Origin of the sequence: Pseudomonas sp. MD195_PC81_125 (genome assembly GCF_014060985.1) — a bacterium.
Classification (GTDB): Bacteria; Pseudomonadota; Gammaproteobacteria; order Pseudomonadales; family Pseudomonadaceae; genus Aquipseudomonas; species Aquipseudomonas parakoreensis.
The window spans coordinates 1-11,089 of record NZ_JABULD010000361.1; the positions used below are offsets into that span (position 1 = coordinate 1).

General features: G+C 60.4%; 5 protein-coding genes and 4 pseudogenes. 7 read left to right on the forward strand and 2 right to left on the reverse strand.

From position 1 onward, the window contains the following. The 3 genes and pseudogenes from HT737_RS31830 to HT737_RS15150 form a co-directional block, all read left to right on the forward strand. Window positions 1-1,382 (forward strand): annotated as a pseudogene (locus tag HT737_RS31830) (hypothetical protein); the annotation flags it as partial. Window positions 1,383-2,272: 890 nt separating this feature from the next. Next, window positions 2,273-4,627, forward strand: coding sequence for a dermonecrotic toxin domain-containing protein (locus tag HT737_RS32395; protein WP_308809987.1), 2,355 nt, complete (start codon window positions 2,273-2,275; stop codon window positions 4,625-4,627). Continuing rightward, a complete protein-coding gene (locus HT737_RS15150; protein ID WP_182403101.1) occupies window positions 4,624-5,922 on the forward strand; it encodes a hypothetical protein in 1,299 nt (432 codons plus the stop codon). Before HT737_RS32395 ends, HT737_RS15150 begins: the two co-directional genes overlap by 4 nt. A 32-nt stretch (window positions 5,923-5,954) precedes the next feature. Here HT737_RS15150 and HT737_RS15155 read toward each other — a convergent pair. Beyond that, window positions 5,955-7,518: pseudogene (locus HT737_RS15155) on the reverse strand (PLP-dependent aminotransferase family protein). 92 nt (window positions 7,519-7,610) lie between these two features. Here HT737_RS15155 and HT737_RS15160 point away from each other — a divergent pair. The 3 genes from HT737_RS15160 to HT737_RS15170 are packed head-to-tail and all read left to right on the forward strand — an operon-like array spanning window position 7,611 to window position 9,375. Further along, window positions 7,611-8,234 (forward strand): FMN-binding negative transcriptional regulator, encoded by a 624-nt coding sequence (locus tag HT737_RS15160; protein WP_182403103.1) that lies wholly within the window; start codon window positions 7,611-7,613, stop codon window positions 8,232-8,234. A 10-nt stretch (window positions 8,235-8,244) separates the two neighbouring features. Continuing rightward, on the forward strand, window positions 8,245-8,691 hold the full coding sequence (locus HT737_RS15165; protein ID WP_182403105.1) for a GNAT family N-acetyltransferase: 447 nt from the start codon (window positions 8,245-8,247) through the stop codon (window positions 8,689-8,691). Window positions 8,692-8,703: 12 nt separating this feature from the next. Next, window positions 8,704-9,375 (forward strand): GNAT family N-acetyltransferase, encoded by a 672-nt coding sequence (locus tag HT737_RS15170; protein ID WP_131670765.1) that lies wholly within the window; start codon window positions 8,704-8,706, stop codon window positions 9,373-9,375. Between the two features lie 88 nt (window positions 9,376-9,463). Here HT737_RS15170 and HT737_RS15175 read toward each other — a convergent pair. Continuing rightward, window positions 9,464-10,364 (reverse strand): annotated as a pseudogene (locus tag HT737_RS15175) (homocysteine S-methyltransferase family protein). Between the two features lie 28 nt (window positions 10,365-10,392). Here HT737_RS15175 and HT737_RS15180 point away from each other — a divergent pair. Beyond that, window positions 10,393-11,046: pseudogene (locus tag HT737_RS15180) on the forward strand (amino acid ABC transporter permease); the annotation flags it as partial. Window positions 11,047-11,089 lie beyond the last annotated feature (43 nt).

The following is an 11,089-nucleotide window of genomic DNA, read 5'->3' on the forward strand; positions in this document are numbered from 1 at the left end:
CCTATCGCAAGATGTCAGACTTAAGCGAAGGCATGATCAACAGGATCGAATTCGCCCAATCGCGCTTCCAGGAACTGAGCCGGTTGGGCAAGAGCGCCGCGCAAATCGCCAATACCTATCGCACCAGGCTTCCTGCTTACAGTGTCAACGATCTCAAGGCGCTGCAGGTTTCGCTGGCGCGCGATCTCTGTCTGAAAGAACAGGCGCCGGCAGGCCCGAGCCAGGCGCAAGCCGATCTCGTACGCTTGATCGACAGCAGCAATCTGGTCATCCAGACCTCTCAGGAACTGATGACCGAACACCCCAGCCTCGGGACCATCGAACGGATCGAAGGCCTCAACGACCTGCTGGAACAGTTTGCCGACATCGCTCAGTCGCTCGAAGATTTTCAGGTCAACCACAAGGACGAAATCCTTGATCTGCCGTTCGAACATCTACGCACCCGAATCGGCGAATTCCAGCAGCAGACCGAAAAGCACCTGGCGCAACTGCTGGTGGATCACGCGCCTGTCAAACCTCTTCCCGGCCCTTCAAGGCCAGCGCCGGCTTCACGCAAACGAGTCATCAAAACCCGTTTCAAAGGCACGGTCGTTGGGGAACTGCGTCCTTCGGCGCCAGGACAACCGATCCTGCTCGATGTAAAAGCGCCCATGACCGGCAACGTGATTGCCACCTTTCATGAAAAAACTCCGGGAGTCTGGGTCGAGCGCGTACAGCCCGGTCGTCGTCACCCCACGGCCTCCGCCACGGATCTCGCCACGCAACTGACTCAAGGCCAGACGCTGCTGGAGGGCGTGGAAGGATTCATCCGGCAGACCGAGGCGCACGCGAAAAAGCCCGGGCGCATCCCGATAGAAATCGAAGAATTGTTTCAGCACAAGGCCGAACAGCTTGATGAGCAGGCAAAAAACCTGGAGCAGGCGCGCCTGCGGGCCAACAGCACCGAGGAACCACCCGCGCTGATCGCGCAGCTGCATGCAGCCTGTGGGCGCCTGTACGCCGAGGGTTACCGGGTGCGGGTGCAAATGATCAAACAACAACCGCCCACGGCTGCCCGGATCCAATGGTTATTAAGCAAGGAGGAAGTCGTCATTGTCTCGAGCGGAGCCCGACGCCGCTTGAAAGGGCCGCGCAAGGATTACTTGCAGGAGTATGAGATTCGCGAGCGAGGCACCGGCAGGCCGTTATGGTACGCCCACTTCCATTACGACAGCCTCGACGCGCCTGTCGATGCCTTCACGGCGGCCCACCTGAAACTTCAGGAACAGCGGCGCCTGGCCGGCGCCATCGATTTGAGCTCCGCCAGCAGCAACCCGCAAATCATTGCCATCTATCGCAGCGCGATCAGCCCGCAGCAGGCACGCGCACTGTTTTTCAAATGAACCCGCCACGTCAAAAGGAAGTGACAATGAGCAACGATTCAGAGAACGGCGAAACCCGGACACTGCTACAAAAAAGCCTGATCATCCACCAGACCAGTCGCGGCCCGACAATCGATGAGGTCGCCGCCACCATGCTCCGCCAGGCACTGAAAGCGCGCTATCCGCAACGAGATATCGATCCCGATGTGACCAAGATCGCAACACCGCAATGGCAGTGGCTCGACGGTAATCTGATGGCCTTGCCGACCCGATACGAATCGCTGACCCAGACCCTGATCCGCCACTGCCTGAGCGGTTCCAGTGCCAACTATCTGGAGGGCGAACACTATCTGACCCTGAATCCCCAGGCCACGCCCGTGGTGCATCTGGACGTCGATATCGAGGCCATTGCCGTGGTGCTCAATGACTGCTCGCCCTTGCTGTTCGTGGCTTTTGCCGAACACCAGCTGGAATATTGGAACAGCACTCAACACCAGGTGCCGCGATGGCAGGCCCTGTCCGAAGCATTGCGCAAAGCCCTGGACGTGAGCAGCGCTGACGGTTGGGATGAGATTCAGTGCCGGGTCGCGCGGGCCATCTCTCAGCAACCCGATAAACAGAAACGTCTGATCCAGGACAAAACACTGGCGGCCATTCGGGTATGCCTGCTGGATATGGATGGCGTCGATGCTCAAGGCATCGCACATCACTTTCTTCTGGGGGGCGCTGCCGTGGTGACCGGACGTTACGAGCAACGCGATCTGGTCATGATGTACACCGTGGAAAACGGTTATGAAACGTACGACTCTCTTGAGCAACTGGGTGATTCATTGCCTTCGCGCATCGCATTGCCGAGCGGTCAGAACCTGCAGTGGCAATTATTCGAACCCGAAGGCAATTTCTTTGATCACATGGCCTGGGCGCTGGTCTCCAGCCAGCTGGATGCCATTAAGGCATTGACCCGACAAAGCCTCGTCACCGCAGCACAATCGCCGAGCGGCACTCTTCCCTCTGTGCTGGACGACAGCGAGCCGCCAGCGAACGCGCTCATCGGTCTGAACGAGGCAATACCCGACTGGCTGTTTGACGCATCGGCCGCCGACCTTGATCAGTACAGCCAATCGATCAATGCCCTGGGCCAGCTTTATCGCCAGGCAGACACTGTCCTGCAACCGATTCCGTCTATCGACACCTATGCACAGAACCGTATGCGTGAGGCGATTCTTGCCGAGCAGAAAACTGCTGTCGGGCTGCCGCTGGAGAACTTGCGCATCCATGTCACCCATAGTTTCGAATCGGGCGGCGTGACGCTGCCCAATCCGCACGACACTCACACCGAAACCCTGGCTGAGTACGCACTGCAAAACAGCGCGCCGTATCTGGCCTCCATTACGTTCAGCCCGGCATACCCGGTGCCGTCCTGGCTGACGGTCGCCTACCTGACGAACATGGCGGCCAAGGTTGATATTGGCCAGGCCTACCCTGAACTGATCAGAAACAGATTGATTGACGATCCGGTGCAAGCACCGTTGCAGCAGGCTTTTTACATCAGCCAATTGCAAGCGCTGCTTCCCTTGATTGCGCTGGAGTGCAAACTGCGTGGCCTTGGCGGTATCGATGAGCAGGGTTATCGCTTTGTGCGTGAATGGCTCAAACCGACGCCCGGCCGGCCGCGTACCGTAGGCATCCGTCCCCTGAAGTTCGTGCAGGCCGGGCAGGACAACGGTGACACCGTCACCAATATGTTCATCATCGCTGAACGCAATAACGAAACCGGGCCTTGTCTGCTGTATCGCTCCTTGATGGATCAGCCACTGCTGCAGTTCCCTTCGACACAAAACCTGTTGTACGCCTTGCATCAATCAGGCGCCTTGAGAGATTCGGTACTCGCATGGCTGGCGGATTCGCAAACCAGCTTCAAGTATGAGCAATACACGTTCCCTGTCGGCCTGCCGAGTCCATGGCTGGGGGCACAAATGCTTGCCGAGCCCTGGACCTCCGCGAACTGGGCCGGGCCTGTCGAGTTGTCCACACAAGAGCTGACCGGGGACGTGTTTACGGTCCTGTTCAAGACCCATGCACTGGCGATGGCCGAGCTCGCGGACCGTCAATCACTGTCTAATGCGCAACGACGCTGGAACCTGCTGCGCGACAGCGGCTGGGCGCTGCTCAACGTGGCCGCAAACTTTCTCTGCGGCCCGGCCGGAGCCGCTATCTGGGTCTGGCAAAGCATCAGTGAAACTGATCAAGTCGTTGACGCATACAATCGCGGCGATCAGCGTGCCCAGTGGAGCGCCATTGCCGACATGCTGCTGAACATGGGGATGATTCTGGCCCATCACGCCGCCGCTCGACGCAAGACCGGCACCCGCACCGCAACAATGCCCAGAGTCGAAATCATCCGCCCAACGAGGCCTGCGCTGCCCACGGTTACGCACATCAATACCGTCATGACTGGCGAGCTGCCTGACAGCCACTGCTCTTCGCTTGCAGCCAGCGGCTCGGTACCTCGTCGTTCGACATCGGCGTTGGCAACGTTTTTGAACGGGCTGGCAGTCTCGCCTCCTGACTTGACCGCGGCCAATCTGGAAACCTTGCTGCGCGGCAAGGCGCCCATGTATCGCCTCAATTCAAAGACCTTTGCCCAGGTCGGTGAGCGCTGGTTTCAGGTCATGGAAAACGATGACGAGCAGGTGCTGATCGTCTATCCGAAGACGCCTTCAAACACCGGGCCTCTGTTGATCCATAACCAGCGGGGTCAATGGTTCGTGGACACACGACTGCGCTTGCGCGGCGGCGCCGGAGGCACAAGCCTCAAGAGCCGGCTCAAGGCTCAGCGCAAGGAAAAGGAAACGCAAAGAAGCCAACTGGGCTCGGCCCTGGACGTTTTCAGAGGTCAGGAAGCCACGGCTAACGCCGCCCTGGAAACCGCTCAGACATCATTGCTGGGCAGTTCGGGGCAAGCCCATGAAGAGGCCTCCAGACGCTACCTTGAGCAGGTGGAAAAACTCATAGGCGATTACGACGAGGCCCTGAAAAACCTCGGCCAGTGGCGCCTGCTGGGCGGAACAGAGGGCTATTTCAGCGAGTTGCAGCGCATGACAGTGCTGCTGCAGAAAAACCTCAGCCTCTGGTTCGTCCTCAAACGCAACGCGTACTCGCAGCTGACTCAAAAGCTGGTCGAGAACACCGTGATCGATTCGTCGAGCGCATTGCAGTCGCATATTCAGGAGGTGCAACAAACCCTGGCGTTGAGCAGGAAATGATTGCCCGCCTGAAACAGTCCTACGACTCCCTCGCCGCGCTTGATGCTACCGGCAGCGCCGGCATGACCACCGCCCAACAATTGCGCAACCTGCTGCCTGCTTTTACTCAATGGGACTTGAAATCCAATGCCATCGGCATGTCCCATGAATTATGCCTGCGTACCACGGCCACCCAAGCGGCACGGGAAGCAACCGGTGTATTGATTGTCGAAGCGGCAACCGCCAGTCACCAGCATGCCGCCTTGCTCAGATCGCCCGATACGGGACAGAGCGTGGAGGCGCGCATCGATCGCTTGAGCCGGTTGATCGATGTCTATGATGACGCCGAACAACGCTTGGGCGACTTGCCAGGCGAGTACCCCGACATGATCGACCGAACCGAAATCGAGCGAATCAAAAGCCTTATCGGTGAGTTCAGGCAGTTGGCCCAGGAACAATTGAGCGAAGGGCTGCCGGAGAACGCCGACAGAGCCATGCCGCTCGCGGCAAAGCCACCGGTCGCAGGACCGTCTCGCCCCGCCGGCAAGGTCACCAAGAGTCGTCCACGCGATCCTGCACCCGCCAAGCCGGCAACCGCGAGCGACGCGTTGCTGCAACAAGTACTCCCGGTTGCCCCGAAGGCGGCTCCCAAAGCGCACCTCGACGATATCGACATCATCGATGACGCCCTGACCCAAAATGAGCACGTCCAGGCGTTCATCGACCGGACCCGTCGCGATGCGCTCAAACCCAACCGCATACCGGCTGACATGCAGGATCTCTTCAATAATCAGGCCCGCCGACTGGAGCAGTTGGCAAGCAATGTTGAACAAGCCCAGGCGCGCATCGTCGCCGGCGGTGGAACGCGGCTGCCCGTCGCAACCTTGAGCATGGAACTCAACGGCGCCGCCGAGCGCCTGCGCGCCCAAGGCATCGCCGTGCGCGCAGAACTGCTCAAACATCGCCAGCCGCGACAAGCCTACTTGCAATGGCTGCTGGAAAACGACCAAGTGCGGGTCGCAAGAAACGACCAGGGGCGGATCAGGACCAAAAAGCGCCAGGATTATTTTCAGGAATATCAGATACTCGACAGCACTGATCAGGACCGACCGCTGTGGCTGGCGCACTTTCACTATGATTCGCTGGCAGACCCGCCAGAACAATTCACCGCCGCACACCTGAAAATCGCCGATGCACACCTGCAGTCGCTCAGTGCCGAACGTCGTAAAGCCTTGAGTAGTCTGACGCCGCTTGATTACGTCTTGCGCCGGATCAGTGATCCGAGTGTGTTCCTGCAACTCGAACCACGCCCTTGAGAACGGATGCGGGCGCCTGCATGGCTCCCGCTTCAAGTCAAAGGGGTGCACCAAACCGTTCGCAAACGCTGGAGCGCCGCCTCGATCGCCTGTTCAGACACGGCTGCGAAGCCCAGAACCAGCCCGGCACGACGATCGACCGGAACCGTCGAGTCTTCCAGCCAATAGCTGCTCAAGGCATTGATTTCGACATCGACACCGCGCGCCAGATCAATCAGTTCGCGTTCGCGTGCCACATTCTCGACGGCAACGGTCAAGTGCAGCCCGGCGGCGACAGCGGGCAATGGGCCGATGCCCGCAATATCTTGCGGCCAGCCACCGAGCAGACTGTTGCGCCGACTCAACGCCGCGCGACGCATGCGCCGGATGTGCCGCTGGAAATGCCCGGCGGCCATGAACTCGGCCATCACCGCTTGCGTACTGACTTCCGAATGACGCACATCCACGGCGCGCCGTTGGGCAAAGGCATCCACCAATCCCGGCGGCAACACCAGATAACCCAGACGCAATGCCGGAAAAGCGACTTTGCCGAATGTGCCGACATAAAGGACGCGCCCATGTCGGTCAAGGGCAGCCAAAGGGGCTAGCGGCGCACCGCTGTAACGGTACTCGCCATCGTAATCATCCTCGACGATCCAGCCCTGTGCGCGCTCGGCCCAGGCTAACAGCTCAAGCCGTCGAGCCAGACTCATGACCACGCCGGTGGGGTACTGGTGCGATGGAGTGACGTAAGTCAGCCGACAGTCCTTCAGGTCCGCCAGTTGATTGCAATCGATTCCCTCACTGTCCACCGCCACTCCGTGCAACCGCGCACCGACTACGGCGAAGGCATGACCGGCTGCCCGATAGCCCGGATTCTCGATCGCCACGCCGTCACCCGGCTCGACCAACAGCTGTGCACAAAGACTGATCCCCTGCTGTGCGCCACTGGTGATCACTATTTGCTCAGCTGTGCATGGCAGGCCTCGTGAACTGCGCAAATAGGCGGCGATCATGCCGCGTAATCGTGCATCGCCGGCCGGATCGCCGTAACACAGTTGCTGCAGATCCGGTTTGCGCCAGAAAGCCGCATTCAGCTTGGCCCAGACATCAAAAGGAAACAGATCGAACGCTGGAACACCCACCCGAAAAGCCCGGGGCGGGCCACTCGGTGGACGGGACAAATGATTGTTTTGGATGCGAGTCAGCGCAGCACTGTGGATAACCTTGCTGGATGAATCCACAGGCAAATCCAGCCCATCTGTGGATAAGGCTGTGGGTAAGCCTGTTGAAAACCCTGTGGATATTTTTGTGGATAGTTTTTTTGCCGGCAGCACTGTCTGGGGCAATTGGGCAACATACGTGCCGTCCCCCCACCCGCCCCTCGATAAAACCCTCGGCATACAACTGGTCATAGGCCCGCACCACGCTGTTTCGCGAAATCGCCAGGGCCAGCGCCAAATCGCGACTGGCAGGCAAGCGCGTGCCACTGGCCAGGCGTCCATCCAGCACGCGCGCGCGCAATGCCTGATAGAGCTGGCGGCTCAAGCCTTGGCGGCGGTCGAGTTCGATTCCCGCCGGATTGAACGGCATAGACAGTGTGGTCGATTCGGGCATGACAATGGACCTATGAAATTGGTCATCAATGGCTCTTACAACAGACCAATAGCCTGCCTAGGATGCAGGCATTCGCCAAGGAAAATCTCTCCATGTACACGCCCCGCGCCTTCGCCATCGACGACCTGTCGCAATTGCACGAACTGATCCTCGCCACTCGCCTTGCCATTCTTGTGAGTCACGGTGAAAACGGTCTGCAAGCCAGCCATGTGCCGGTGCTGCTGCACCGCGAACAGGGTCCGAACGGCACGCTGTACGGGCACCTGGCCAAAGCCAATCCGCAATGGAAAGACCTGCGCGACGGCGCCGAAGCGCTGCTGATATTTGCCGGCCCCGACGCCTACGTCAGCCCCGGGTTTTACCCGAGCAAGGCCGAGCACGGCAAAGTCGTGCCGACCTGGAACTACGTCGCCGTGCACGCCTACGGCCACGCGGAAACCTTCAGCGACGGCAGGCGCCTGCTCGACATCGTCAGCACACTGACTGATCGCCATGAAGCCGGGCGCGCGCAGCCGTGGAAGGTCGACGACGCGCCAGCCGACTACATCGACGGCATGCTCAAGGCCATCGTCGGTTTCGCCATTCCCATCGACCGCCTCGAAGGCAAGCGCAAGCTCAGCCAGAACCGCAGCGCCGAAGACATTGCCGGCGTGCGCGAAGGCCTCGCTGCCAGCCCCGACATCAATGACCAGACCCTCGCCCACTTGATGCGTTAAGGAAATCAGCATGAGTCAGATCCAGATCCGCCCGGTGACTGCCGGTGATCACACTGCCTGGCTGCCGTTGTGGCAGGCCTACCTGCGCTTTTACAACACCGAGTTGCCGGACACCGTCACGCACAGCACCTGGCAGCGCTTCCTCGACCCGAGCGAACCGACTCATGCCGCCCTCGCCTGGGCCGACGGAAAAGCAGTGGGCATGGTGCATTTCATCTATCACCGTTCCAATTGGAGCATCGAAAACTCCTGCTACCTGCAGGACCTGCTGGTGACGCCGGAGACCCGTGGCACTGGCGTCGGACGCCGGCTGATCGAACACGTCTACGCCACCGCCAAGGCCGACGGTTGCTGCAAGGTGCATTGGCTGACCCACGAAACCAATGCCACCGCGATCCAGCTCTACGAGCGCATCGCCGAGCGCCCGGGATTCATCCAGTTTCGCAAAGCCATTTAAGGAGCCGCGTGCATGACCACTTCCCTTGCCGACTGGAAAGGCGTTCCGGCGCCCACCAGCAAACTGCTCGAAGGCCGCTTTATCCGCCTGGAAAGACTTGACCCGGCGCGCCACGGCGACGAGCTGTTTAACGCCCTTGAGGGCCCCGGCGCCGACCCTAAGCTGTGGGATTACTTGCCCTACGGGCCGTTTCCGCAGCGCAACGCGTTCAATGACTGGCTGAACAACCATGCGGCCAGCAGCGATCCGTATTTCTTCAGCATCATCGACCGCGCTACAGGCCAGGTGCAGGGCATCCTCAGCCTGATGTCGATCGTCCCGGCGCAGGGCCGCATCGAGATCGGCCACGTGACCTTCGGCGCGTCGATGCAGCGCTCGCCGAAAAGCACTGAAGCGGTGTACCTGCTCGCCAAATATGCCTTCGCGCTGGGCTACCGGCGCCTGGAATGGAAGTGCAACAACGGCAACGCCCGCTCCAAATACGCCGCCGAACGCCTGGGCTTCAGCTTCGAAGGCGTGTTCCGCCAGCACATGGTGGTCAAGGGCCAGAACCGCGATACCGCGTGGTATTCAATTCTGGATTCAGAGTGGCCGGCGATTGCGGCAGGGTTCGAGCAGTGGTTGAGCGATGCCAACCAGACGCCGACCGGGCAGGTGAAAGGCTTGGTCGAGTGCCGTAGTTAAATCGTCAAAGCAAAATCGGCAGCTCCTACAGGGTGAACATCAATCCCCTGTAGGAGCTGCCGAAGGCTGCGATCTTTTGATCTGTTGTTTACCCCAGTTTCTGCGCCAGCACCGCAATGTGTTCCGGCCCGATCCCGCAGCAACCGCCCAAATGGCTGGCACCACGCCGCTGCCAATCCTTCGCCCAGTGCAGATACCCCGGCGGGTCCAGATCGTCGCGCAACGGATCGAGGCCGTCATTGGCCGTCGCCTCTTTCGGTTGCGGTGGAAACGCATTGGCATACGCGCCGATATGAATCTGCACGCCCAGGCGTTCGAAGGTATCGCGAGCTGCGTCAATCGCCGCGCCGATCACTTCCGGCTGGCTGCAGTTGAACAGCAGCGTCTCGACGCCCAGCCTCCGCCGCCACGGCCGCAGCCTCAGCCACCGGCTCACCGGAACGCAGACGCGGTACTTCGTCGGTGTCTTCATCCTTCAAAGTAAACGACAGCCAGAACGGTTTGCCGTCCTGCGGCAGACCGGCACGAATGGAACGCGCCTCGATGATCGAGCTCTGGGTTTCCGCCAGCCACAGATCGACATGCGGCGCCAGGCCGGTCACCAGTGGCGCCAGCAATTCGTTCACCCGCGTCGCTTCGAACAGGTCCGGGCGATAGGAACCGAACAGCGGCGGTAACGAACCGGCCACCCGCACCGCTTTGCCCGAAGCCTGTACCGCACGCTGTGCCAGCTCCCCGGCCAACGCCGCCAGAGCCTGACCTTCAGCGGCAAACCGCGCCTCGCCGATATGAAACGGCACGGCCGCATAACTGTTGCTGGTGATCACATTGGCGCCGCTGGCGATGTAAGCGGCGTGCACCGCTTCGACCGCTTGCGGCGCTTCGATCAGGGCCAGCGCCGACCACTCTGGCTGCCGAAACGGCGCCCCGGCGCGTTGCAACTCACGGCCCATGCCGCCATCGAGAATTACCGTGCTTGCTGTGCCCATATGCTTTTTCGCTCATATGCTTATGAAGCTTGGCGTGCACCTGGCGCCCAACGGCTTTCTGCAGGGTGCGGCGCTGACCCTGTTTCTTTGCGCGTGCGCCATCGTCGCTTCGTCTTTGCTGGGCTTCGTCACCGCCCTCGCGCGCCTGTCGAAAAGCGCCGTGGCGTTCGGGATCGCCAGTTTCTACACCTCGTTCTTTCGCGGCACGCCGCTGCTGATCCAGATCCTGTTGATCTACCTCGGCCTGCCGCAATTGGGCGTGGTGCCCGGCGCAGTGGTCGCCGGGATCATTGCCCTGTCACTCAACTATGGCGCGTACCTGAGCGAGATTTTCCGCGCCGGCATCCTCGGCGTGCCCTACGGCCAACGCGAAGCTTCGCTGGCGCTGGGCATGCGCGAGAGCGTGATCTTCTGGCGCATCACCCTGCCCCAGGCGATGCGCACGATCATCCCGCCGACCACCAACCAGTTCATCTCGATGCTCAAGGACTCGTCACTGATCTCGGTGATGGGCGTCTGGGAAGTGATGTTTCTGGCACAGTCCTACGGACGCTCGAGCTACCGCTACATCGAGATGCTGACCACGGCGGCGATCATTTACTGGCTGATGTCGATCGGTCTGGAGCTGATTCAGGCGCGCATGGAGCGGCATTATGGCAAGGCTTATGTGCGGCGTAGCTAGGTTAACCAGCACCTTGCGCCAGCGTCGGGTTTTTAATTGACCT

Coding starts and splice junctions, on each gene's coding strand:
- HT737_RS15160 (WP_182403103.1), top strand. CDS start 7,611: ATGTACACGCCCCGCGCCTTCGCCATCGACGACCTGTCGCAATTGCAC.
- HT737_RS32395 (WP_308809987.1), top strand. CDS start 2,273: ATGGCCTGGGCGCTGGTCTCCAGCCAGCTGGATGCCATTAAGGCATTG.
- HT737_RS15170 (WP_131670765.1), top strand. CDS start 8,704: ATGACCACTTCCCTTGCCGACTGGAAAGGCGTTCCGGCGCCCACCAGC.
- HT737_RS15165 (WP_182403105.1), top strand. CDS start 8,245: ATGAGTCAGATCCAGATCCGCCCGGTGACTGCCGGTGATCACACTGCC.
- HT737_RS15150 (WP_182403101.1), top strand. CDS start 4,624: ATGATTGCCCGCCTGAAACAGTCCTACGACTCCCTCGCCGCGCTTGAT.